General features: G+C 69.4%; 19 protein-coding genes and 3 pseudogenes. 4 read left to right on the top strand and 18 right to left on the bottom strand.

Annotation, left to right across the window (positions count from 1 at the left end; all coding sequences use genetic code 11):
• Positions 1-13: 13 nt before the first annotated feature.
• From ACF06X_RS33955 to ACF06X_RS33925, 7 genes are all read right to left on the bottom strand, one after another.
• A complete protein-coding gene (locus ACF06X_RS33955) occupies positions 14-1,114 on the bottom strand; it encodes a conjugal transfer protein (protein WP_392291181.1) in 1,101 nt (366 codons plus the stop codon).
• Positions 1,111-1,380: a hypothetical protein gene (locus ACF06X_RS33950; protein ID WP_392291180.1), complete on the bottom strand. Its 270-nt coding sequence runs from the start codon at positions 1,378-1,380 to the stop codon at positions 1,111-1,113. Before ACF06X_RS33950 ends, ACF06X_RS33955 begins: the two co-directional genes overlap by 4 nt.
• Before the next feature lie 50 nt (positions 1,381-1,430).
• Positions 1,431-2,324, bottom strand: a complete 894-nt coding sequence (locus ACF06X_RS33945; protein ID WP_392291179.1) for a hypothetical protein — start codon at positions 2,322-2,324, stop codon at positions 1,431-1,433.
• Positions 2,325-2,838: 514 nt separating this feature from the next.
• Positions 2,839-4,488: a DUF2637 domain-containing protein gene (locus tag ACF06X_RS33940; protein WP_392291178.1), complete on the bottom strand. Its 1,650-nt coding sequence runs from the start codon at positions 4,486-4,488 to the stop codon at positions 2,839-2,841.
• Positions 4,489-4,810: 322 nt separating this feature from the next.
• Positions 4,811-6,139: a ParB/RepB/Spo0J family partition protein gene (locus ACF06X_RS33935; protein ID WP_392291177.1), complete on the bottom strand. Its 1,329-nt coding sequence runs from the start codon at positions 6,137-6,139 to the stop codon at positions 4,811-4,813.
• Positions 6,136-7,284 (bottom strand): ParA family protein, encoded by a 1,149-nt coding sequence (locus tag ACF06X_RS33930; protein ID WP_392291176.1) that lies wholly within the window; start codon positions 7,282-7,284, stop codon positions 6,136-6,138. The genes ACF06X_RS33935 and ACF06X_RS33930 overlap by 4 nt, the downstream gene beginning before the upstream one ends.
• Positions 7,285-7,293: 9 nt before the next feature.
• Positions 7,294-8,067, bottom strand: a complete 774-nt coding sequence (locus tag ACF06X_RS33925) for a restriction endonuclease (RefSeq protein WP_392291244.1) — start codon at positions 8,065-8,067, stop codon at positions 7,294-7,296.
• A gap of 227 nt (positions 8,068-8,294) precedes the next feature.
• On the opposite strand from ACF06X_RS33925, the pseudogene ACF06X_RS33920 reads away from it, so the two are divergent.
• A pseudogene (locus tag ACF06X_RS33920) lies at positions 8,295-8,526 on the top strand (ATP-binding protein); the annotation flags it as partial.
• Here ACF06X_RS33920 and ACF06X_RS33915 read toward each other — a convergent pair.
• From ACF06X_RS33915 to ACF06X_RS33905, 3 genes are all read right to left on the bottom strand, one after another.
• Entirely contained in the window at positions 8,456-8,908 is a 453-nt protein-coding gene (locus ACF06X_RS33915) for a hypothetical protein (RefSeq protein ID WP_392291246.1), read from the bottom strand. The pseudogene ACF06X_RS33920 and the gene ACF06X_RS33915 sit on opposite strands and share 71 nt — an antisense overlap.
• Before the next feature lie 269 nt (positions 8,909-9,177).
• Positions 9,178-9,783: a dihydrofolate reductase family protein gene (locus ACF06X_RS33910; RefSeq protein WP_392291175.1), complete on the bottom strand. Its 606-nt coding sequence runs from the start codon at positions 9,781-9,783 to the stop codon at positions 9,178-9,180.
• Between the two features lie 567 nt (positions 9,784-10,350).
• On the bottom strand, positions 10,351-11,043 hold the full coding sequence (locus ACF06X_RS33905) for a hypothetical protein (RefSeq protein ID WP_392291174.1): 693 nt from the start codon (positions 11,041-11,043) through the stop codon (positions 10,351-10,353).
• A gap of 169 nt (positions 11,044-11,212) precedes the next feature.
• On the opposite strand from ACF06X_RS33905, the pseudogene ACF06X_RS33900 reads away from it, so the two are divergent.
• Positions 11,213-11,790 (top strand): annotated as a pseudogene (locus tag ACF06X_RS33900) (IS5 family transposase); the annotation flags it as partial.
• A 9-nt stretch (positions 11,791-11,799) separates the two neighbouring features.
• On the opposite strand, the gene ACF06X_RS33895 reads toward ACF06X_RS33900, so the two are convergent.
• Positions 11,800-14,094 carry a polyprenyl synthetase family protein gene (locus tag ACF06X_RS33895; protein WP_392291173.1) on the bottom strand — a complete coding sequence of 765 codons (2,295 nt, stop codon included), beginning with the start codon at positions 14,092-14,094 and terminating at the stop codon, positions 11,800-11,802.
• Positions 14,095-14,249: 155 nt separating this feature from the next.
• Here ACF06X_RS33895 and ACF06X_RS33890 point away from each other — a divergent pair, with 155 nt between their 5' ends.
• Both ACF06X_RS33890 and ACF06X_RS33885 read left to right on the top strand, forming a co-directional pair.
• Positions 14,250-14,858, top strand: coding sequence for an ABC transporter ATP-binding protein (locus ACF06X_RS33890; RefSeq protein ID WP_392291172.1), 609 nt, complete (start codon positions 14,250-14,252; stop codon positions 14,856-14,858).
• Positions 14,855-15,763 carry an ABC transporter permease gene (locus ACF06X_RS33885; protein ID WP_392291171.1) on the top strand — a complete coding sequence of 303 codons (909 nt, stop codon included), beginning with the start codon at positions 14,855-14,857 and terminating at the stop codon, positions 15,761-15,763. The genes ACF06X_RS33890 and ACF06X_RS33885 overlap by 4 nt, the downstream gene beginning before the upstream one ends.
• A gap of 253 nt (positions 15,764-16,016) precedes the next feature.
• Here ACF06X_RS33885 and ACF06X_RS33880 read toward each other — a convergent pair.
• The 7 genes and pseudogenes from ACF06X_RS33880 to ACF06X_RS33850 form a co-directional block, all read right to left on the bottom strand.
• A pseudogene (locus ACF06X_RS33880) lies at positions 16,017-16,510 on the bottom strand (transposase).
• A 506-nt stretch (positions 16,511-17,016) separates the two neighbouring features.
• On the bottom strand, positions 17,017-18,033 hold the full coding sequence (locus tag ACF06X_RS33875) for a TniB family NTP-binding protein (protein WP_392291170.1): 1,017 nt from the start codon (positions 18,031-18,033) through the stop codon (positions 17,017-17,019).
• 71 nt (positions 18,034-18,104) lie between these two features.
• The gene (locus ACF06X_RS33870) at positions 18,105-20,237 is read right to left on the bottom strand and encodes a Mu transposase C-terminal domain-containing protein (RefSeq protein WP_392291169.1); all 2,133 of its coding nucleotides are present in this window, start codon (positions 20,235-20,237) and stop codon (positions 18,105-18,107) included.
• Positions 20,234-21,043, bottom strand: a complete 810-nt coding sequence (locus ACF06X_RS33865; protein ID WP_392291243.1) for a TnsA-like heteromeric transposase endonuclease subunit — start codon at positions 21,041-21,043, stop codon at positions 20,234-20,236. Before ACF06X_RS33865 ends, ACF06X_RS33870 begins: the two co-directional genes overlap by 4 nt.
• A gap of 201 nt (positions 21,044-21,244) precedes the next feature.
• On the bottom strand, positions 21,245-22,642 hold the full coding sequence (locus ACF06X_RS33860) for a DNA-binding protein (protein WP_392291168.1): 1,398 nt from the start codon (positions 22,640-22,642) through the stop codon (positions 21,245-21,247).
• Positions 22,643-23,064: 422 nt separating this feature from the next.
• Complete coding sequence (locus ACF06X_RS33855; protein WP_392291167.1) at positions 23,065-23,871, bottom strand: hypothetical protein; 807 nt, start codon at positions 23,869-23,871, stop codon at positions 23,065-23,067.
• A gap of 74 nt (positions 23,872-23,945) precedes the next feature.
• The coding region (locus ACF06X_RS33850) for a helicase associated domain-containing protein (RefSeq protein ID WP_392291166.1) at positions 23,946-24,369 on the bottom strand (424 nt) is incomplete at its 5' end.

The following is a 24,369-nucleotide window of genomic DNA, read 5'->3' as shown; positions in this document are numbered from 1 at the left end:
GACGGTGCTCCTCTTATGCGGTGGGGGTGGGTGCCGGACCCGGGGCGCCGGAGGCGGCCCGGGCCGGTGCGGTGAGGGCGGGGGCGCCGTCGAGGCTGGCGATCTCCCAGCGGCCGGCGCGGGCCTTGAGGGTGAGGGCGTAGGTGAGCGGGAGCCGCACCCCGTCATGGCCGGTAGCCCGGAGGGTGACGAGCAGGCGCAGTGTGGTGCCGTCGCCGGGGACGGAGACGACAGGCTCGCCGCCGGTCTCGCCCTCCACGGCGAGCTGGTCCACCGCGATCCCGGTGTAGGGAGCAGGGGACGGCGCGGCCAGGCGGGTGCCGGGGGCGAGGTAGCGGTCGAGCTCGGCGCCGGCCTTGGTGAGGTAGGCGGTCAGGAAGCTGGTGACCGCCTGGGTGCGCGGGTCGGTGGGAAGCGCCGGGCGCATCGCGCCGTAGACCAGCTCCGGGGTCTTGGCCCGCTCAGGCGCGGCGACCTCGGCCGGCAGCGCGAGCGCGGTGTACGCGGTCGCTCCCCCGCCGCCGGGCGCCGTGGCGACGGGCACCTGGAAGTAGCGCACCGCGTCGGCCGACTGAGACGGGGAGGCGCCCGGCTGTGTGGGCGGCGCTGGCGACGGCTGCGCGCCGGTGACGCGGGCCGCGACTGTGACCGCCCAGACGCCGGTGTCGGTCTGGCGGAGCCGGACGACGGTCAGCTGCTCGCCACGTTGCTGGCCGGAGACGCCGTCGAGCTGCATGCTGGCGGCTGGCGGGTAGTAGGCGGCGAGCTTGGGCTCGTCGCCGCGCCCGGCGGACAGGTAGGCGGCGACGAAGAGCGTCGCGAAGCCGGCAGCGCCTTGGCCGCCGCTCGCGGACGGTGCGGACGGGGCGGTCTTCGGCGCAGGGGCCGCGGACGTGGTGGGCATCGAGAGGTAGGCGAGCGCACCCAGCAGCGGGCCGAGCGCGATCAGGACCCAGACGAGCCAGCGGATCAGGGCAGCCCAGTTGGCCTGGGCGCCGGTCGACCAGCCAGCGACCCATCCGGCCTCCGGCTCGACCCCGGTCTCCTGGACGGTCGGCGTCTGCGGGTCGGCCGGTGCGGCCGGCTTCCGGCGGCCGGTGAGGACGGGGCTCATGCCGTGCCTCCCGCCGAGCGCAGGGTGTGGCCGGCCAGCTCCGCGATCCGGCTGCGGAGCTCCGCTTCCGGGCGGCGGCTCAGCACGGCGAGCGAGGCGAGGACGAGCTCGGCGTCCTCGTCAAGAAAGGCGCGGAGCTTCTCGTGGGTTCCGGGGTCGAAGGGACGGGCGACGAGGGCGGCGCCGAGGTGGATGAGCAGACGCTGGGCGCGGGTGACGCGCTCCTCGTCCGCGTCCAGCGACGTCGGCGCGGCGGGTGTGGTCAAGACGCATCTCCAAAGGGGGGAGCGGACGGTGGCCGGGGCGGTGGTCCGGTTCACGCCGCGGCCTCGGGCTGGAGGGATGCTGTGAGGCGGGCCAGGGCCCGCGAGCGCCGGCGCTGCCAGGCGCCGGCCGTGGTCCCGCCGCGGGCGGCGGCCTCGGCGTCCGGGATGCCGCCGCTGATGTGATGCCAGGCCAGCGCCTGCGCGTCCACGGTCGACAGCGCGCCTTCGCGCACCGCGTCCAGGAGGAGCTCCAGGAGCTCCAGCCGGGCCGGGGCGGTCGCGGCGTCGTCGGCCGGGCCCGCGTGGAGGCCGGCTTCGGCTGCGGCCGCACGCACGGTGCGGGCGCGGGCGATCTCGTACGGGCCCGGCGCCCGGTCGGCGATCTGCTCCGCGGCCGCGAGCTCCTCCCCCGCCGGGCCCTGCTCGGCGGCGAGCTCGGCCAGGACCCGGCGCAGGGTGTCGAGCGTCAGGTTGGCGGCGGGCCGGCCGGGACGGCCATGGATGCGGCCGGAGCGGGCCACTTCGTAGAGGGCGGTAACGGTCACGTGACCGACGGCGTCGCGGGTGCGGCCGCCGGTCGTACGGACCTGTCCGCGGGTGATGCGGAAGACGGCGGGGAGCATCGCCTGGACGATGACGTGGCCGGCGAGGACGGCCGATCGGTCACGGCCGGCGGCGCGCTGGAGGAGGGCTCGCAGGACGACGTCGGTCAGTTCATCGGTCACGCCGTTGGTCGTCGGGCGGAGCGTGGTGAGGAGCTGGTCGGGCGTCAGGGAGCCGGCCCAGGAATCGGTCACGGCCGCGATGTCGTCGGTCAGGTGGCTATCGGTCACCCAGTCGGTCACCGCGTGGTGGAGGGCGGGGTCCGCGCACAGCGCGACCCAGTCGGCGTCCAGCCGGTCGAAGTACCCGCCGCTGGCGGCGGGGTGCGAAGCGTCGTGCACGGCACGTCTCCTTTCGGATCTCGTGCCGTACACACTCCTCAGCTGGGCTTGCCCGAAGGCTTGCCCAGCGCCCTAAGAGAGCAGGTGATGAGCTTGCCCATGTGGCGGGCAAGCCTCCCGTGACCGATTGGGCAAGCCTGGTGGGGGGTTGGGCAAGCCCCCTCGTGACCGGTCCATGCAACTCTGGGCAAGCCTCCCTGGGGGGTGGGCAAGCCTCGGGACTTCGGCGCCAAGGCTTGCCCAGGAGGCGGGCGCGAGGGTGTGGCGGATGGGTGACCGATGGCCGCGGACCGGTCATGACCGGTGACCGGTGGGGCCTGGATCGGTCACCGGTCACCGCGCCCGGCATCGATCACGGGCCGGTTCGGTCATCGGTCACGGGCCCGGCAGCGGGCGGGTCCGATCATCGGTCACGGGATCGGTCACGCGCCGATCGGTCACGGCCGGGCGGCTGCCCGGGCCGGTCAGTGACGGTGGCTGGCAACCGGCCACCGAGCCCTAACCGGAACGTCGGTCAGCTGCTGCCGACGGAGCGGAGGTGCGCCCGGCCCTGCTGCCGACGCTGCTCCTCCAGGTACTTCTGTGCATCGAGCACGCGGCGCTGGCCGGTCTTCGGTGAGACCCCCAGCCGCCGGGCGACCTCAGCTCCCGAAAGCCGCTTGCCGGTGTCAGTGGCCTCAGTGAGCCAGGAGGCCACCTGCTCGATCTCGCGCTGGATCGGGTCCGCCTCGGCCAGCTCCTCGTCGGTCTGCTGCCGCGGCACCCGCGCGGTTGCCTCACCGGACGCGGTCACCTCGGCCACCCAGTCCTGACCGTCCGCACCGGTCGGCGCCGCGAGGACGGGCTGCTCGAAGGAACGGCCCGCGGGGCCGGCATCGGTCACGGAGGCGGTCGGCGCGGGTACCGCTCCGGCGGGCAGTCGTGCCGGCTCGGCAGACGGTTCCGACAGGCTGCGCAGGGCGCCCTGTTCCCCGAAGAAGGGGTGCGGCTCCCCCGCGCTTGCCGACTGCTCCGCGTACGCGGGCACCGGGGTAGCCAGCGCGTCGGTCACCGGCTCCTCGACCGCCAGGATGGAGGCCTCGTGCGCGGCCGCTTCGAGCTCCGCCGCCTGGAACTCGCCGAGCACCGGCTCCAGCAGTGCATCAGGAAGGAGGCCGCCGGTCTCCTGGTCGGTCAGGCCGTAGTCCCGCGCGAGGTACGCCGCGAACTGCTCCGCGGACGGGACCGAGCCGTACTGCGCGATGAAGTCCCGCGCAGCCTGCGCCAGGTCGACGATGACGGGCTCGGGCATCCCGTCCCGAGCGTCGGGAGGTGCAGCCGCGGGCTCGGCCGGCGATTCCGCTTCTCGGGCAGCGGCGTCCCCAGCCGGAGGCTCGTCGGCCGGGAGCAGTGCGGGAACATCGGCCGAGGCGGCGAGCTCCGGCTCAGGTACGGGGACAGGCACAGGGCGGGCGAGCAGGACCGGGCTCAGGCCGGCTGCGGTCAGTCCTGCGGAGGCGGTCTGTGCGAGCGGTACCCCGTATCGCGCCAGGCGCAGCGGCATCAGGGCCTCTACCGGGGCCTTGCGGCGCCACGCCCGCCCGTACCGGGCCTGGAGCCGGGCCTGGTAGATCAGCCGGTCCTGCTCCAGCTTGATGACCTGCTCGTACGAACGCAGCTCCCACAGCTTCATCCGGCGCCACAACTTGAACGTCGGGATCGGGGAGAGCAGCCAGCGCGTGAGGCGGACGCCCTCCATGTGCCGGTCGGCGGTGATGTCCGCGATCCGGCCGACCGCGTGCCGGGCCGCCTCCACCGTGACAACGAACAGGACTGGGATGACCGCGTGCATGCCAACGCCGAGCGGGTCGGGCCACGCGGCCGCCCCGTTGAAGGCGATTGTCGCCGCGGTCAGCAGCCACGCGGTCTGGCGCAGCAGCGGGAAGGGGATACGCAGCCACGTCAGCAGCAGATCCAGGGCCAGGAGCACGCAGATACCCGCGTCAACACCGATGGGGAAGACCAGGGAGAAGGTGCCGAACCCCTTCTTCTCCGCGAGCTCGCGAACGGCGGTGTATGACCCTGCGAATCCAATACCGGCGATCACCACGGCACCCGCGATGATGACCCCGATGAGGATCCTGTGCGTGCGGGTCAGCAGGATTGGTGAGGTGCGTGTCGTCATGCCCGCCTCTCCTGTATCTGCAGCAACTTGGTTCACACTCTCACGATCAGTTATCCGGGCAACTGGTTCGACGAAGTACGCCGTGGTTCGTCAAGCTCTTGCTCACTGGATGGGGTGGGAAGCTCGGCCTATGTGCCCGGGGGCAGGGGATGGCCTGTGCCGACCGGCGCGACTTCGTCGGCACAGGCTGTCCTTTGCACTTGCCGGGCCCGGGGGATGTTCCCTTGGCGCCCTGCGGAAGCGTTCATCGTCCGCAGGACGGTTGTTGTCCGCGGACAACAACCGTCGATGGCGGCGTGCAGGCTTCGCGGCAGCAGGGTCCTCAGAGTCCCGCCACGTCGGAGGGGAACTGACCCAGGGCCTTTTCGATCTGCTCGCGAACAGCGGTGAGCAGCTTGTCGGCTACCTCGCGATCCACTTCAGCGGCCTCGCGATGAAGGGCGGTGATGTTCTGCAGGCGCGCGGTGAACTCGGCCGCGTCTTGCGCGTGCCTTTCGAGCGCCATCAGGGCTGCGTCCCTGGCTTTGGCCGGAGAGAGGTCGCCAGACTCGGCGTTGTTCTGACCCGTAGCTTGCGAAGGCACGGAAAGCTCCGGCCGGACGTTGCCTGCGGGCGTCTGGCCCGTCACGTCAAGAGACGGCGGCGCTGCCGGTTCGTTGTCCGTGGACAACAAGGGTCCGGCAGCTGCCCCGTTCTCTGCCGGCGCGGCGAGGGGAGCAGGGGAGAGGGGGAGGTTGTTGTCCGCGGACAACAACGTGCCCTTGGCCGTCCCGCCCCCTGCTGTACCGGCCGGAGAGTTAACGGTGGGGGTGGGCTTGTTGTCCGCGGACAACAAACTCTCGGCACTGTTCCGCTCCAGGACCTGACGACCGGCATCGATCAGTCGTTGCTGATCTTCTCGCTGCTGGCTCGCCGCCTCCTTGGCGGACGCGAGGTGCTCCAGCAGAGCCGCAGTGTCCAGCCCCGGGTTCTTACTGAGGTGCCGGGCCAGGAAGCGGCCATCCCGTTCGGACACTGCCCCCGAGCTGAGCTGGTCCTGAAGAGGGACCGGTAGCGTCAGCAGAGCCAGCTGGTTGGTCACCCAGGAACGGTCCTTGCCCAGCCGCTCTGCGGCCCGGCTGCGGGCTCCTCGCTCGCCCTCGTTCTCCACGCACACATCGACCAGTTGTTGAACGCCGCGGGCCCGTTCGATCACGTCGAAGTCCTCGCGGTCAAGGTTCTCCGCGAGCAGATGGTTGACGAACTCCTCCCTCGAGGAGGCCAGGTCGTCGCGGACAACGAAGTCGAGCTGCTCGATACCCACGTGCAGAGCACTGCGGTAGCGGCGTTCTCCGTTGAGCAGCACATGCTCGCAGTCGGCGCCGATTGTGTCCTCGTGCGAGGGCCACAGCCTCAAGTAGGCGTCGCGGCTCACAACGACACAGGCGGCGAGCTGCACCTGGCGCAGCTCTTCGCCGAACCGGGTCATCTCCTCCTTCGTGCCGAAGTTCCGGCGCGGGTTCAACGGGGTGGGGGAGACCTTGGCCAGGTCGAGCCGAAGCAGTTCGTAGGAGGGAATCGTGCCCTCGGTGATCGCCTTGGCCCGTCCGCGGTCGCTGCGCCGGGAGCGTCCGAACGAGGAGCTCTGCCCGACCTTGTCGGCGATACTCATCCCTTGATCCTCCTTGCGATCTTGCGCATGACCTGGGCCTGCTCGCAGTTCGGCTCGTAGGCGAGCAAGGGCTCCTTGCGGCGCACCGCTTCGCGCTGTTCCTTCAGTTCCGGCACGATGCCGAGGACGGGCTCGTCCATGTTCTGCCAGGACTCAAGGGAGGAGGTGGCGATGAATCCGTTTCGTGCGTCGTAGAGGTTGACGACAAACCCGATGACGTCAATTTCCACCTTCAGGTCTTCGCAGAGGTCGTCCACCTGGTCGGCGAGCATGTCGTAGGCGTCGCCGGAGGTGTCCTCGGCCTGGACCGGGACAATGAGACCGGACTGGCCGGCCTCTTCACCTTCGCGGGTCCGGCCGTAGTACAAGGCCGTGTCCATGGTGTACCCGAGGCTCGGAGGACAGTCGAGGAGGATGAAGTCGAAGTCCTCCTCGACCTGGTTCAGGACACGTTCCAGCGCGATCTCTTTGATACGCACGGCGCGGGTGGTGGCCAGCTTGGCGTCCAGCAGGAAGGCGTCCTTGCAGGACGGGAGTAGCCACAGCTGCTCCTCGAAGTCCCCACCCTTTATCGGGACGAAGAGCTCCCTCAGGTCACCTTCGACGTCGCCGAGCATGTGCTTGGCAAGGCTGGGGGCGTCAATCTCCAGCATCGTGTAACCGAGCTGCTTCGTCAGATGGCCCTGAGGGTCGAAGTCGATCAGCAGGACCCTCGCGCCCATCTCGGCCAGGGCCTGGGCGACGCCGGCGGACACGGAGGTCTTGCCAACCCCGCCCTTCTGATTGCCGAAGACGAGCCGTCGGGCTCCTGTGGTGCGGGGCGCCGGATGGGACGAGGGATGGGTGTCCAGCCAGTGGCGGATCGACTGGGCCATGCCCTGGTTGTAGGAGATGTTGCGCGACGAGCTGGCGGACTTCAGCTTCTCGTACAGCCCAGCCGGGAGGTACGTGGAGAAGGAGGCCCCGCCACTGGTGTCGACTGTGGGGTGACTCTTCAGCTTGATCCAGGAGGTGACGCCGGCGGTCACGGCGTCCTGAATGTCTTCACTCAATTCCGCAGCGCGCACCTTGAGTTCGCGCCGCAGATCGGTCGGCAGCTTGGCAACTACCTTTTCCCGATCATCGGGGCTGTAGGGAGCAGTCATGGCGCTACCTTAGTACCGCTCGCGTGTTGGATCGGTCAGCACGCGCGGATTCCACTGACGCTTTCTCGAAGGCGTCGGCAAGTGGGGGAGGAGGCCCCACAGGGGAGAGGTGCCACTGGCCCATTCGGTCAGCACGGCTCGGTCCACCAAGTGCAACCGCTGACTACGGGCAAACTCTCGCGCCGGACGAGTGAACCGCCCATTGGTGACGAGGACTACGACATCGCCACCATGGACGGGGCGGCCAGTCCCGTTGAGTACGTGAAGGTCCGGAGTACCGACCGCGGCGCCGGCTGCGCCGTCGCGCCGATGCTTGCACTGAATGACCCAGCGACGGCCTACGGGGTCGGTCCCCTTGACGTCGGCGCCGTTGTCGCCCGCGCCGCCCACGCGGACGGCGTCGTGGGCGCCGTCGCGGCGCATCAGGTCCCGTACAGCTTCCTCGAACTGACTGTGATGAAGGCCGTCCAGAAAGCGAATGTCCCAGCCCTCCGGCCGCCGCCGCCGGGTGGTCCACGCGGAGACGCCACGCCGCGCGGTCTTCACAAGTACCAGCATCAGCGCTCCGGCGGCCAGGACCACGACGGCGACGGCGGCGATGTCGGAGCCGTGGAGCTGAAGCCACTTCCGGGCCTGCGGAACAAGGAGGGACGCGAGCGCGGCGGCCACTAGGAGGCCAACGGCATCAAGGCCGGGCACTCCTCTGCGACGGCGCACGGGTCGGCGTCCTCGTCCTGACCGTCCTCGAGCAGGGGAGCGGGTCGGGTTTCGACGTCCGGGCATGGACGGGCCTTCCTGAAGCAGGTCCTGGCCACCGGCCCGAAGAGCTGGCGGGTGGGCGGCCGCGCCCCACCGGGTGGTGGGAATCTCCACTCACCCTCCTCAGGGCGGCTTGCCCGAAGGCTTGCCCAGCGCCCGAAGAGGCGAAGGCGGAGGCTTGCCCACCCGGAGGGGTCCGGGTCCACATGCCCGCATCGATGTGCGCAGCCCGCGCCACTGCGGCCACTTCCGACCGCCGTGGCGCCGAACTCCTCTTCCAGGTGCTGACCGAACGCGAGGAGAAGAACAGCGTGGCTATCGCCTCGAACGAATCGTTCGGAGGCTGGACGAAGACCTTCACAGACCCCGCTCTGCGCGGCCATCGTCGACCGGCTCACTTTCGGCGGCAGCATCATTCAGACCAGAACCGAGTCCTACCGCCTCGCCGCAACCAAAGCCCAAGCGGAGCGAGCAGCTGTCTGAGAGACTGAGGAGCTGCGTCGTGAGGCGCTGACGGGGTTCCAGCTGCGATCTCCCGCAGCAGTTCCCCGTCATCGTCATAGAGCTCAAGCGTGAACCCCAGGTCGAACCGGGTCAGCAGCGCTGCGAGCTCCTCGAACCGTCGAGGATCGACAACTCCGTTCAGGAGCGTGTCCCCGTCGGTCGGGTCGACCTCGATGCGGCACCAGCTGGTCTCGACCTCATACGACTCCCATGACGAGCCCGATCTGGAACTCCAGCCAGCCCCGATGAACCGCTCGGCCACCAACGAAGCACTCGGAGACCCTGCCAGGCCACCACACACATTGTTGGAGATCTCAAGCCACACGAGATCGAGCGGCTGTCCCTCATCGGATGTGTCCACAGCTGGATTATGAAGCAGACCGCGCAACCTCGATCGCACATGCTATCGACATCAAAACTTATCGATGTTGATCACTGCACCCCGGGATGCACGCCTCCCGAACTCCACGACAAACGACTCCCCAAGAAGTCGTCATAGCCAGGCTGACCTGCGACGGTTCGGGGCCAGGTGGGCCCGGCATCCTGACGTTGGCCGTTCGGCCCCTAGGCCTTGCTCCGCGCCCGTCGGCGCCGGCCTGGCGGCCGTCCAGGCCGGCGGGCGGGGCGACATCACGCAGTGACGCCGAGTGGCGGGTGCTCGAGCACGCGGGGCTTGTACTCGACCAGCTGGATGCGGCCGTCGAAGGTGCGGTGGTCGATCATCTTGAGGGCAACGTCCGGATAGCCGTCGTAGATGCGTTCTTCGCCCGTGGCCCCGGTGATCACCGGGAACATCACGACCCGGAAGCGGTCGACGAGTCCGGCTCGTAGCAGGGACCGGCACAGGCTGAGGCTGCCGATCGTGCTGAGGAGCCCCGAGCCACTCGACTTCATGGCGCGGACCGCCTCGACGGCGTCGTCGCGGACGAGCGTGGAGTTGGCCCACCTCAGTGGTTCCTCGAGTGAGGAGGAGAACACCACCTTGGACGCTTGCGTGAGCTGGTCGACGGACGCCTCTTCTTCGGGCCTGAACTCGTCTTGGCCATTGGGGACTTCTCCTGCGGCGAAGCCCGACATCAGGCGGTAGGTGTTCGCTCCCATCAGGTAGGTGGCCTCGGGCTGCTCGCCGAGCCATGCGAGGTACTCCGGGCCCTCGAGGCCCCAGAACCCGGGCCATCCCTCTCCGGATGCGTGGCCGTCGAGGGATGTGATGAAGTCGATGAGAAGCTCCGACATGGCGGTGTCCTTTCCTGGGGTGTCACGAGCTTGGACCGGCCGGGAGCCGCAAACTCATCGGCCGCGCTGTGGAGTAACGAGAAACCCATGACGCTGCAGCAGATCAGGTCGGCGGAGCGCCACCAGCGAACGGCGCCGGGCCAGCCGTCACGCTCAGCCGGGCCAAGTAAAACGCTCAGGGGCCAACTGAGAACGCTCACTCTCAGCCGCGCGAAAAACACCCGTTTCCCGTAACCGCCGACCTACCCGAGAGCTCAAAACGCCCTGAGAGGCCACGTGCGGGCCTCTCAGCCGATCGCAGGTCCATCCATACCAGGCGTGCCGAGTTCGTCGACTGAAGGGCCCATTCTTGGCGTCGCTTTTCGCCGCCGAATGGCGAATTGCCGGATTGGAGGCCGGAGTGAGGTCAACTTGCTGGTGGACTCCCCAATTGGGGAGTCCAGAGAACTTCGGCAAAGGCGGAGCAGCGGGCACGGAGTGCGGTCTTGCCGTCAGGTCCGCTTCGATGCCTGGCGCTGCACGGCGACAGCTACCCCAGCGGGGTTGTCCGACCGGGCAGCATCCCGGTTACCCAGTGACCGGGTACGCGGTCAGATCATCTTCAGGGGGCAGGGCGATTCCGGTGTATCCGTTGACGAGGAAGGGGGCGGCACCCGGGCGGGTCGGCAGGTCGGCTCCAGTCCGTGACTCGAGAGCGAGGGGGCCGTCGTCGGTCTGACCATAGATCCGTCCGTTCCAGACGGCTGTTACCCGGGGAGCAATGCGGTTGGCAGCCTGATCCGGCAGCTGCCACAGCAGGGAGACGGTGCGGTCGTTGAAGGCCCAGACCTTGTGGAGGTTTCCCTGGTCCCAGGAGCAGACGACGGTGTTCTGCCCATCATGGTCACAGCGGGAGCCGACGAAGTCATCCGGGGCCTCGTGCTTCACCGTGCCGGTCGCAGGATCGAGGAACTGCTTGATATGTACGCGGTAGTCGCTCTTGTTCTGCGCCTGGACGAGGAGGAGGTGGGGCCCGGCGGGCTTGACGTCGAGGTTGAGACGATCCTCTCCGCGCCAGCGCTCGGCGCCAGTGAGCAGGTCATAGCCGCGTGCAGATTCGTAGGTGCCGTCGGTCGTTTCTAGCTCGCCTGCCACGATGCTCCCGGTTACGGCGGTCGCCTCGAACCGGTCCTTGGTCCACAGGACACGGCGCGCGGTGAGGTCGATGCCGTAGGTGGTAGCAGCGGAGAACAGCGACGATTCGCCGGTGCTGACCGTCACGATGGCGACCTTCTCTACGCAACCAGGGCGCGGAGCGCCCGGTGGTGGGGCATCGGGACCGGAGCGGACCACTCCCTGTCGCACTCGTGCCGTCGCTGGCCCCGGTCTCGTTCCGTCTGGGCCGCCGACCCCCGCGGCTCTTGTTCCTGACGACCTGGGGGAGCGGGTGGCCCCGCTGCTGCCGCGCCTGCACGCCGCCCTGCTGGCCGAACTGCGCCGCGCGGACTCGTTGGACCTGGACGACTGCGCCGTGGACGGCTCCCACGTCCGTGCCCTCAAAGGGGAGATCACGTCGGCCCCTCGCCCGTCGACCGAGCCCGTCCCGGCTCCAAGCACCACCTGATCGTCGACCGGCGCGGAACCCCGCTCGCCGTCACGCTCACCGGCGGCAACCGGCACGACGTCACCCAGCTCCTGCCCCTGCTCGACGCCGTCCCGCCGATCCGGGGCCTGCGTGGACGCCCCCGCCGCAAGCCCCGACGCTTGTACGCCGACCGGGGCTACGACTTCGACAAGTACCGCCGCCTGCTGTGGAAGCGCGGCATCAAACCGCTGATCGCCCGACGCGGCGTCGCCCACGGCTCCGGACTGGGCAAGGTGCGCTGTGTCGTCGAGCGCGCCTTCGCCTGGCTGCACCAGTTCAAACGCCTCCGCACCCGCTACGAACGACGTGCCGACCTCCACCAGGGCCTGCTCGAACTGGCCTGCAGCCACATATGCCTCCGCCGCCTCCGAACCTCATCCTGAAACGATCAGTTAGAGAGGCCCCGGTTCCGTGAGGATGTGGTCGGTTTCGCGTTGGGCGGCGTACCAGCCCAACGCGCGGACCATGGCCTTGTGCGGGGTGGGTGGGAGCAGGGGTTGCAGGGTGTTCCACGCTTCGTCGACGAGGTTGCGGGCTTCGTTCATGCACGCTTCGAGTGCTCCGCTGCGCCGCAAAAGATCGGATGCTTGGTGTGCGCCGGTGTCGGAGTGCTGGCGGAGTGCGTCGCGCAGTCGTTGGCGGTCGGCCGCGTGGAGGAGGCCGACGGCGTGGGCGACGGGGTAGGTGACCTCGCCGTTGAGGAGGTCTTCGGCGGGGGACCGGGTGGTGATGCCCTGCCGGTGTTCCTCGGCGGTGACCAGTCCGTAGAGGTCGGCTACGTCGTCGGTGATCTGGTAGGCGATGCCGACGGCTTCGAAGTACCGGCAGATCGCTTCGAGTTGCTGCTCATCGGCGCCGCCGAAGATCCCGGCGATCTCTGCGGTGCTGCGGACGAGCATGCCCGTCTTGAGGCGGTGGGCGGTTCGGACCTGGTCGAGGAGGAGGTGGGCGTTGCCGGTTTTGACGGCTTCGTCGAAGGTGGTGTGGTGTCCGGCGATGTCGAGGGCCTGGCCGGCGTGGGCGGCGCGCAGGTTGCGCAGGTAGAGCCGGTAGATGCGCAGCATGGTGCTGGGGTCGGGCTGCGGGACGCGCTGCATGAGGGCGTCGAAGGTGTAGTAGCCGAGGGTGCCGGCGGTGATGGCGGGGGCGGTGCCGAAGACTTCGTGGACGCTGGGGCGGCCGCGGCGGGTGGGGGAGTTGTCCTGGATGTCGTCGATGATCAGGGCTGAGACGTGGAGGAGTTCGGGGACCGCGGCCAGGGGCCGGTAGGGCTCGGGGTCGGTGCCCAGGAGGCATAGGACGGCCGAGGCGACGTAGGGGCGCCACGAGCGTCCTGGGTTGTCGAGCAGGTGCAGCACGGGTGCGGCGACTGCCTGGTGGAGGCGGGCGCGGGCGGCGGCGTCCAGGTCTGTTCCGTCGCCGGTGCCCGTGAGGAGGCCGAGCGCGGTGGCGTCGGCGGGATTGGCGGGGTAGAGCGCGGCGGCCTCGGCGCGGGCGATGTCGTGGCTGCGGCGCATGTAGTGCTCAAGATCGCCGATGGTGTTGGTCGGGAGTGTCTGCACGAAGGCCGTTCCGGCCACGGGTGTCGCTCCCATGGTGCCGCGCACGGTGGCCGGGCTCTGCCAGAAGGCGCGGCCCACCGTCATGGTGTGAAGTTCCCGCCCGGAAGCGGGGGCGGTGACCTCGATGTCCAGGCCGAGCGCCGGGACGCTCACGTGTACCGCGGTGGGGTAGGTGTTGAGCGTGGACATGGAGGTCCAGTGGCGGGTGGGCCGCCAGGTGAGGTCGTGATAGCTGATGCTGCCGTCGGGCGCGACGGCGGAGGCGCGGGTGAGCTCCAGGGTGGTGGCGCCGGTGACGGGATCGGTGTTGCGCGCGTGGATGCAGCTGATCTCCCAGCCGTTGTCGAGCTGGACGCCCGTCCACTCCCAGGAGTGGTCTGGCGTGCCGACGGCCCGCTCGACGTAGCGGGGGGTGCCCCAGTCCTGCTCGAACCAGGCGCGGCCCTCCACCCGCTTGTGCGCGCCGTCCTGGGTGTGAAGGGTGCCGCGAACCTCCAGCCGGGGCAGGAAGTATGAGGTGATCGCGTCCTCGTCGGTGGGGAGCCGTCCAGGGAACCGCCCTTGGGGGTCGAACTGAGGGGCTACCGGTTTGGCGGGCGTGAGGAGAAGGTCGAACCCCTCACCGTCGCGGAGGACCAGGCGGTAGCCGCCGTCGTCCTCCAGGCGCAACGTGGCCAGATCGCCGAGGGCGAGGTCGAGGGTTTCAGTCGATTCCGCGACCGTCTCACTCAGGAGCCGGTCGGGCAGCAGTGGGCCCTCGGCCAGGGCGTCTGCCAGGGCCGTGCGTACCCGGGGATCCATCGCCCTGTCGCGGTCCATCCCCTTTCGGATCATGTCCAGCATGGCGGGCGAAACCCAGGCGCGGTGGGAGAGACCCGCTGGGCCGGAACGTGTGTAGACCAGACCGTAGCCGGGGCGGGCTGCAGGATCCAGCGTGTCGAGGTGGCGCTGGAAACCGATCATCCAGGTGTACTCGGCCCCGTCCTCGTCGCGTAGATGCCCGTTGAGGTTCCAGACCTCACTACCTGCCGAGGGATGAGGAGCGCCGAAGGGTGCTGTGCCGACGGCGGAAAGTGGCGCCTGCGAGGGGATCTGCGCTACCGGGGGCGAGGGGGAGGGGGTCATTCCTAGGAACATAGGCATCCCTCGTCCCCTGTGAGCGGCCGTTGCCCAGCGTCTCAGCACATCGGATGAACGCGAGGTCGGACCATAGGGGTGCCGCCGTGTCGTCGCCACTCCCGGCTCGTTGGAAGGGGAACGCCGAGGAGGGGAGGCCCGAGATGGAGGTAACCGGCGTACACCACGCCTACGGGCGGCGCGAGGTGCTACGCGGTGTTGACCTACGACTGCAGCCGGGCGTCCTGGCCGGGATCGTCGGGGAGAACGGTGCGGGCAAGTCGACCCTCCTGAAGATCCTTTCCGGCGAACTGGCGGCCGACCGGGGCTCGGTGCTCCATCACGGCGGGTTCGGGTACTGCCCGCAGGCCGCCGTCCTCAACGACGCACTCACCGTCCGTCAGCACCTGAACTACTTCAAGGTCGCCTACGGACTGACCGACCTCTCGCGAGCCGAAGAGGTCATGGAGGCGCTCCAGTTCAGCCAGTACGCCGACGAGAGAGCCGGAGTCCTCAGCGGCGGCACCCGGCAGAAACTGAACCTCACCCTCGCCCTCATGCATGACCCGCGCGTCCTGCTGCTGGACGAGCCCTACCAGGGCTTCGACTGGGAGACCTACCAGCGGTTCTGGGAGCTGGCCACCTGGCTGCGCGCCGACGGTCGCTCGGTCCTGGTCGTGTCCCACCTCGCCTACGACGCCGAACGCCTGGACGTGCTGTGGCGCCTGGACGGCGGCGTCCTGCACGAGCAGACCACGGAGCGCGCCGCATGACACCCCGCCCACCCGTACGCCGCCACTGCACATTCCTGGCGACCGCTGTCCGCTACACGCTGGTCGAGCACCTACGCAACCGCTTCGCCATCGTGCTCATGGCTCTGTTCATGCCGGTGTGGACCGCCCTGGCCTTCTGGTCCGTCCCCTCCACCCCCACCCGCTTCAAACTGCGCGCCACCGGAGACGTCTTCACCCCCGCCGGCAACGAGCTCACCGAGATCACCGGCGCCCTCAACGCCGTCACCCTGATCATCGGCTTCATGATGTTCGCGGCCTCCTTCTCCGGAGGCCACTTCGACCGCCGACTGGCCCTGGCCGGCTACCCCCGCACCCATCTCATCCTCGCCAAACTCAGCGCCCTCACATTGGCCTCTGCAACCGTGTCCCTCTACGCGACAGCGCTCTCCTGCGCCTTCTGGCGACCCGAACAGCCCGGTCTACTCGCGGCAGCCCTATTCAGCTCCGGCATTACCTACGGTGCGCTGGGCGTCGCCTTCGGCTCGTTGCTGCGACGCGAAGTGGAGGGCATGTTCGCCATCGCGATGACCAGCGTCATCGACCTCGCCCTCCAAAATCCGCTCTACAGCGCCAGCTCCGACAGCTCCATCGTGCGCTACCTGCCCTCCTACGGGGCCATGCAGGCCGCCACCGGCGCCGGCTTTTCCACAGCCACCTTGATGAAGTACCTGGCCATCCAAGCCACATGGTTCGCCCTCGCCGCCCTCACCGGTCTCCTCGCCTTCCACTTCCGAACCCACAACAGCCTCAACAAGAAGTCCCGCCCGCATGCCGTCACGCCACTCCCTGCTGATGTCCCTCCTCAATCCGACGCTTCCCCGATCGAGACGTCCCCGTCCCACCGAGCCGAGCAGCCTCCGGACGCGAAACAAGCCAAGAGGTGACGCGTCACCGGGGCATACGGTGTCGCCAGTGGCGAGCGCGGCGGCCTGGCGGACGGCGCGTGACAGGGACTGGCGGGCCGTCTCGGTCAGGCCCGCCAGTCTGCCTTCGCAAGGGCCCATCCAGGGGAAGCCCGGTCGCCGCCTCCCTGACCGAGGAGTTCGGCCCTCCGTACTGTCGGCCTGTTGGTGCGTCATGGGATACGTCAACCGTGGCCGTCTCTCGGGCTGCTGGACGGCCGGCTTACTGATCGTTTCAGGATGAGGTTCGGAGGCGGCGGAGGCATATGTGGCTGCAGGCCAGTTCGAGCAGGCCCTGGTGGAGGTCGGCACGTCGTTCGTAGCGGGTGCGGAGGCGTTTGCACTGGTGCAGCCAGGCGAAGGCGCGCTCGACGACCCAGCGCTTGCGGCGGGGGCGTCCACGCAGGCCCCGGATCGGCGGGACGGCGTCGAGCAGGGGCAGGAGCTGGGTGACGTCGTGCCGGTTGCCGCCGGTGAGCGTGACGGCGAGCGGGGTTCCGCGCCGGTCGACGATCAGGTGGTGCTTGGAGCCGGGACGGGCTCGGTCGACGGGCGAGGGGCCGACGTGATCTCCCCTTTGAGGGCACGGACGTGGGAGCCGTCCACGGCGCAGTCGTCCAGGTCCAACGAGTCCGCGCGGCGCAGTTCGGCCAGCAGGGCGGCGTGCAGGCGCGGCAGCAGCGGGGCCACCCGCTCCCCCAGGTCGTCAGGAACAAGATCAGCACGCACCCGGACACCCTGCCGACCAAGATCGGCAAGCGCAAGACCCACAGCTCAACTCATTCTGAAACGATCAGTAAGGGGCGCCCGTAGGACCGGAGAGGGTGCCAGGGCCACGATATCGATCACGACGAGACCGGCGGACGTGTCGCAAGTCGGTCCGAGCTGGCCTTCTCGTACCCGCCGAGCTGCCGGATCTTCTCGGCCCCCGGCGCTCGCTCAGCTTGCCGACCTTGGCCTGGAGATGGGCCAGCTCGCGCTCCAGCGGCTTGAGTTCGTCGCGTAGGTGTCGTTTCGTGGGGGTGTGGTTGAGGTGCGGAGGGCGGCGGGTGCTGGGGTATCCGGGACTGGTTGAGATTGTGGGTGCGCGGGTTCGTGGGTTCGTGGGGTCTGCTGGCCTGGCAATGTCTCGTTGTTGTTGAGATTTCCTCGGTGTTCCCCCGTTAGCGGCCACCTCTAATGGCCAGTGCGTGTTTTGCCTGGTCAGGGGCGTTCTGCCTGCGTGGCGGGTGGGGTTAGCGGCGTCGGGGGTGGGGTTGGTGGTGGGTTTCGGCGAGGTGGTCCAGGCGGATCGCTTCGAGGCTTTGCTTGGTGATGCGTTCGGTGCCGTCGTGGATGGCGGTGATGGCTGCTTGGCGGATGAGGCGGGTCAGGCTCCCGATGCGTCCTGCGGTCCGTTGGTGGAGGTAGGCGGCGTGGCGGGGGAGGGTGCCCGGCTGGTGTGCCCGTAGATCGAGTGCTGCTTCCACGCCTGTGATGAGTTCGCGGAAGGGTTGGTGTTTCCCGAGGCGTGCGGGGAATGCTCCGCATTCCACCAGGGAGGCCCGCCCGGCGAGTTGTGCTCCGCGTACCCCGGAGAACAGGGCGGTGGTGGTGACGTCGATGCCCGCGTACACGAAGGTCGCGCGGATGCGTTCGGTGAGGTCTTTGAGGAGATCGGCGGTTTGGGCGCCGGTGGTGGTGCGGGGGTTGAGCCGGTGGATCTCGTCGATGAGGATCAGGCGCACGCCGGTCTGGTTGTAGGTGTGGCAGACGGCGTCGGTGATCTGGGCCTGCGTCATCCGGCCGGTCACGGGAATGCCGAGGTAGCGGGCGAACTCGGTCGCGAGGGCTTTCGCACTCGCTGCGGGTGGGACCAGTACATACGCCACGGGCACCGATGTGTGCACGCTGTGGTCCGATGGCGGGTGCTGTCGGGTGTGGGCGAGGTGGCAGGTGCGCCCGGTATGCAGGAGGGCGGTGGTCTTTCCGGCCGCTGCCGGCCCGGTGACGATCAACGAGGGCCGTGCGGTGGTCTGCTGGTGCTGTCCCAGGATCATCAGAGTGCGCACGTTCGTGGTGAGGGTGTCGATGGCCGGGGTGCGTACCGTGACGAACGCGGAGTGGTAGGCGAGGCGTTCTTCCGTGCCTCGTTCTGGTTCTCCGGGTGCGGGTGGTTGTGGGGGAGGGGTGGTGGCGAAGTGCTGCCAGCCCTGCCAGGTCGTCACCGGCCATGCCGCGCCGGTTGGCCCGTCGCCGTCTGGGGCGCTCATGCCGTGCCCTGCTCGGGCGTCCTTTCCGTGCGCTGTGAAAGGACTGCTTCCTGGTCCCGGGCGGGGGCCGGTCACCACTTGAGGGCTTCTTCCTCGGCGTCGTAGAGCCCGTACCCGCTCACCGCCGCCGGGCCCTCCATGGTCTCGTCCTGCGCGAGGCCTTCTGTTTCCTGGCCTTGGTCGAGGCCGTCGAGGCTGTCCTCTCCCGCACACGTGGCCCCCGGCTCCGGCTGGGGTGCCTGGTACCGGCTCCCGGAGCGGCGTGGTGGGGGAGTGCGGACGGTGGTGGTGCGGTTGAGGAGGTGCTGCTCCTCGGCGGTGGCCTGTCCTGCCCGGGCACGGCGCATCAGAGCGTCGAGGGCTTCGGCGAGAGTGGCTTCGGCCTGTTCGGCGTCCTGGCCGGGCCGCTGACCGGTGATGGTGCGCAGGTATTGCCAGATGCGGTCGTTGAACGGCTGGTGGGTGTGGTCCCGGTGGATCCACGGGATCTCGGTGAGCCCGAGTCCGGGGAGGCGGATCCAGATTTGGCGGACATCGTGGGGGTTGTAGTGGATCTCCCACCTCCCGCCGCGGCCCGCCACGGTGGAGAGCTGCCCGCGGTGCGGGCCGAGCAGGTCGTGGTCGTAGGTGCGGTGGTGCAGGCGGATGCCCTGCTCGGTGATGGCCTGCCACCGCACAGGCAACAGCTCCAGGTAGTCATTGCCGGTCAGCGGCACAGGCACGTATCCGGCGACCGCGACCAGGGCCGCCCACATCTGGTTCGGGGACAGCGCGATCTTCGGCAGCATGGGATGCCGCAGGCCCTGGTGCGGGCGGTGGTGATAGTGCACGAGCCACTCATCCAGCAACTCCTGCAGCTCGGCGACGCTGTAACAGGCTTCGCGTGCCGCGTCCTTGCCGCGGCGGGTGACGTCGGAGCCGGTGTAGCCGGGCAGGTGCTGGCAGAACAGGGTGTTGATCGACCCGAAGGTCCGCTCCACGATGCCTTTGGCCGTCGGGGCGAACGGCGGGGCGGCCTGCACGCTGATCCCGAGTGCTTCGCAGGCGCCCGTGAACGCCTTCGACAGGAACACCTTCCCGCGGTCCACCACCACGGTCTCGGGCACCACCACCGGCCGGGCAGCTGCCCCGCGAAGACGTTCGTCCAAAGAAAGCAGACGCTCGGCCGGCAGGACCGCGCTGTGCGCGAAGCGCAGGGCATCGGCCCAGGCCGGCCGCGCAGGATGCGGCACCGCCATCTCCGCCAGCAGCAGAGCGGCATCAACCGCCTGCGTTCCGGCCGGGCACAGCACCCCCGCCAGGATCGCCCTCGAGGCGACATCTACAGCGATCGTGAGCTCCGGCCGGCCCACGCTGCCGTCGTCGAACCGTGCGAGGACATCCAGGCGGGTGGTGTCGATCTGTACCTGCTCCCCGGGCCGCAGGGCCACAGTCGGAGTGAATCCGCGCCCGTCGTCGGTGACCGGCACCGTCCGTACCCGGGTGGCCGGATGGTCCGCCGGATGGGCGATCTCATGGACGAGGCGGTAGAACGTGGCCCGCGACGGCATCGCCACGGCACCCTTGTACCGGTCGTCCAGGAGCCGTGCGACCAGCGGCATGAGCCCTTTGACGGTGCCCTTGGAGCGCCCCCGCTGCCCGCGCAGTACTTCCCTGACCGCGGCCACGACCCGCTCGTCCTGGCGTCCGCCACCGCTTCGTCCCCGTGTGGAGCGGTGGTCCACCAGCCCCCACAGCCCCTGCTTGCGGTACGCCAGCCGCATCTTCTGCACCGTCCTGTCCGACACCCGCCCAAAGCCCAGCGCCGTCAGCTCAGCGGCTTTGGCGCGTTCACGCTCGGCCAGCGTCCACCTCTGCGGGTCGTACTCGGCCCGCATCACCCCGCCGCTGTCCGGCCCGCCAGGCAAGCCGCACTCGACCTCCCTGATGTGCCGCAGCCATGCCATCGCTTTCTCCCGCGCCGCCACCGGGGCGGTCTCGAACAGCCCCCACTGCGGCACCGCCTGCACCGGCTCCGCACCCAGGACCGCGAAGCCCGGGTCGGCGAACAGGTGCCCGGCAAGCACCACCTGGTCCGCTCCGCCCTCATCGACCAGGTGGAAGCCCTGCCGGGAAAGGGCCACGACCTGCCACCGCACTCCGCCGAAACGAACATGCGCCCCGACCTCCACCACCGGCCGTCCACGGCGCCGCACCCCGCTCACCCAGCCTCCCGGATGCCCGCACCAGCCCTGCGGCCGTCTCCGCTGCTGTCCCCTGCGCCCGGCAATCCGAGTCCGCCCCCGGACGCAGGGGCCTGGACCAGGACGCGTTCGTGCAGCGGCACATCGATCGCCGCCACCAGCAATCCCGCCCACAGGGCGTGGAAAGCGACGGGCAGCACCTCGATCGGATCACCGACCGCTGCCACCCCCTCAACGAGCGGCCGCGGCCGCTCGAATACGTCCACCACCGCCTCCAGCAGCCCCGTTCTTCCCCGATGCCGCGGGTGTCGGTAGCCGGCCAGCCATTTCAGATTCGCTGCCGGCACCTCGTCCAGCGGCGCCAGGCGCCGGTAGCCCCAGCCGATCTCCTCACACGCCGTGCCCACCGCTTCGGCGGCAGCCAGGGCGCGTTCACCGCCGGCATCGGGGCGGCTGGGACAGTCGGCCAGCAAGGCAGTGCCGTCGCGGTACCGGGCGAAGAGCTGCGGCACCCAGGACCGCACCAGCCCACGGGAGTTGCGCCACAACAGCCGCACCGGCCGCCCCGCCAGACCCGTCACGTCCGGGGCCCGGTCCAGGACCATCAGCTGGATACGCATCGCGTTCGATCCGGCCGCCACGTGCCGCCCGGTCGTGGCCGACCACCACAGACCCGGCCCCCACCGTCGTCCCGGGACCACCGGGAACGCCGACACCGGATCAAGGTCTTCGAACGCGACCGCGAGAGCGGCATCCGCCCACCGCTGCTGCACCGCCTGCCCGACGGGGTCGAGGAAGACTGCTTCGAACCCGGCCCCGATGTTCACGTCCACCGGTCCCGGCCTGCCGCCAGGCCCGACCGCCGCATTTTTGCCGCTCACCCGCCCAGCCAAACCGGCCCGGCTGCCCGCCGGAGCCATTTGCGCATTTCGATCACGTGGCGCCACGTGATGCGGTAAGCAGCGGGCCACAAGCCAGCGCGCCCAAAAGACCTGGCGCGGGCCGCCCATTTCCCAGCGAGCCAGCACCTATCCTTCACCCGCCTCCTGGCACGCCTTGAGCGCGTCGGCCAAAGGACCGGGGGGCAGCTTCGCCCACCGAGCCACATCCTGCGGCGGCACCCCGGCATTCACGGCCGCCACAACAGTGTGCTGCAGGGCCTTGTCGATCAGGGCGGCGCTGTGACTGAGGATGCGCAGCAGATGCTGGGCCACGTCCGCACTCGAACCGGCCTGCGCCCCGCGCAGCTGGATGAGCTGCTCCTGAGCGCCGTCGACGAGGCTACTGATCTGGGCGCGCTGTTCAGCGGGCACCGCAGCCCGCCACATCGTCCCCGAGCCCGGCGCCCGTTTCTCCTTGCCCAGCACCCGCAACTGCCCGGCCATGGTCACCGGCTGATGCTCCCGGCGCACCCACCACGGATCATCCCCCCACCCCGGTGAGCCCCCGGCAGTGCGGCGCCGACGGATGACGCCGCCCATCCAGGCGATCAGCGGACCGCCGTGATCCGCCGCCGCCAGTGGCCCCAGCCACGGTCGACCGACCCTCTCCCCGAGCCGGCGGCAGAACATCCCGTCGGCGGGCAGCGCCCGCGGCCGCCCCGCACCACTGTCCACCCACACCAGCTCGGCCATGCCCGGATCCAGCAGTACCTCGGCGACCGCCACCACCTCGGGAAAGGCGACCGCGTCCCGCCCCACGATCCGCCACCACTCCAGATCACCCCCAGCGTCACCGCCCGCAACCAGATGCAGGCGCCGCGGCCAGATCGTCTCCCGCTCCCAGCCATAGGCCTGCTCCCACCACCGGGCGACCACCGCCTGCGCCAGCGCGAACACCCGCTCCGGCTCGGCCCCGGCCCGCACGGCCCGCCGCACCACCCCCGCCCACCGCCGCTGCGCCGCGGCCACCTCCGGCAGATGCCGCACGCCCAGGTACTCAAGAGGCTGGTCGGGGTCCGCGTCCAGGAGCCACCGCCCGTGCCGCACGCACACCCGATCCCACCGAGGCGCGTATCGCACCGCCCGCACCGCTGTCCCGGTACGGCGGGCGGTACACAGGCGGCAGCCGAATGCCACCGGCCCGGCGACCACGCCGCCGATCCGCCACACCGCCGTCGGCACTCTGTCCTCCTCGGCCGGTAGCTTGGCGTCCTGCCGCGCCCAGGACGGCAACGCCCGCGCCAGCACGTCTTCCTCGATGCCGCACAGGCCCGCCAGGAGCTGCCGTCCGGCTGCGTTCAGCAGCACTTCGGCGTCAGCCCGGCAGGCGCCGCCTTCGTGCTTAGGCTGGTGGTTTCGCCAGTGCCAGCACGACCGCAACGCCGCAGCTTCCATTCCGTAGCGGCTCGCGATGCGGCAGATCAGTGACGAGGCCGTTTCTCTCTGCAGGGGAGCGGTGCGTAATAGGCCGGGATGTTGGATCACTCCACCACAGTGCCGTGTTCGCCGCCCCGCACGGGCACTTTCGCAACGGATGCCCAGCGGATCAATCACACCGGGCCGAGGAGGGCTGACCGACGTCGTAAGGGAGATCCCCGCCACCGCACTCGGCACGGACCCCATGCAATGCTCCTGGCCCTACAGCGCCTCGGGCCCGGCCGCTTCAACAATCTGCCGGCTGCGTTGTTACACCATTCGACGCCGAGCTTCCGCAGCGCTTCCAACTGTTCTGCGGAAGCGCCAGCAGCCCGTTTCGGCAGGGCAGCTAGTCCGGCGACGAAGGTCACGGGCCCGTCGAAGGCCAGCAGGCATTCCAACGAGGACTTGCGGCCCTCACTCAGCGGGTCGAGCCGGAAACGTCGTCCAGCGACGGCGTCACGCCCAGACGGTCAGCCTCGCCGGGGCAGCTACTTTCCCAGCAACGGCCAAAGGGCCGCTCCGGTGCCTACCAGCGTGGCGAGTCCCACGACGGCTGCGCCGATGCGCCTGCCTTGAGTCCAAAACGGGCCCTCGTCCGCCGGCTGCTGGCCGACACTGCTACTGCCGCTGCCCGATGTCTGCGCAGCCGTGACGTTCACCCGGGCCCGGTCTCCGTGTACCACGACGTGGAGGGCGTGCTCCATTTGATCGGGCGTGGGTATCTGCTGGTCGTCGGGCATGGCTGCGCGTAGTTCCGCAACCAGTTCGACCACTGTCGTGCGCACTTGGTCCGCCAGGCCTCGCAAGGATGCGGGAGACACGGACCAGTAGATGTCCGTGATGTGCTGGAACGAGTTCCCGGACGCCGCGTCCATGAGCCGGGTCAGGTCCAGGCCGCCGGGAATGCTCAGGTGGGCGTGTTCCCCACTGACCTCGCATCTTTGCGCCAGGGCCTCCACCTCACTGATGCCATTGCGCAGGGCAACTTCCTCCTTCACCTCGGCCCGGGCGAATTCGGGCAACTGCGAGGGGCTGATCCGTTGGCCGCGCACCGAGTTGGGGCCAAGCAGCGCATTCACCTGGATCGGTGCTGGGATCCTTCTGTACCCAGGCAGAGCGTCGGTGGGAATGCCGTCGTAGCCACGCAGTTCACGTGTCGCCCACTCCCGCAGCTCTGCGGAGCTGCTGTGACCGCCGAGGACCACGCATTTGCGCAGGACTGAGGAGAGCGGCTTCGACTCGTCGAGAGCCTCCTGCTCAATCTCGGCCAAAAGTCCGCGCTGTCGTCTGTTCATGACCCTATTGTCCCGTCGCCACTGACAACGGCCCGTACAAGCAAGTGTCAGCTGTGGTCTAGAGACCGGTGGTGTCACGCCCACTCCACCCCCAGCTCCTTCAGCGTGACCCGCTGGTCGGGGGTGAGCTTGTCCCGCCTCGCGCGGGTGTTCGATACCCATACGCCTAGCTTGACGACCACCGGCTCCGTCTCGCCGTCAACCGCGATCTCCTCAGCGTGGCTACGGGGCACCGGCCGGTGAGCACCCTCCCGCTCTACCCACTGGGTGAGGGCCGCCAGGCCGCGTTGGAACGCCTGCTGCGCTTTGCCCTGCCCCTTCGCCGTTGGCGTTGCCGCCGGGGCAGGAGACGGGGCCTCAGTGGGCTGCACGCCCAGTCTGGTCAGCCGTTCCTGCTGTTCGGCGGAGAGCTGCGCCCAGGTGCCCGGTTTCCGCTGCTGCTGGAGCCATCGTCCGATGTCATCGCCCTCAAACAGCACCCCACTTCGATGGCCGGCA

This window comes from Streptomyces sp. NPDC015346, assembly GCF_043078785.1.
Taxonomy (GTDB): Bacteria; Actinomycetota; Actinomycetes; order Streptomycetales; family Streptomycetaceae; genus Streptomyces.
This window is presented reverse-complemented; position numbering and strand designations above follow the sequence as displayed.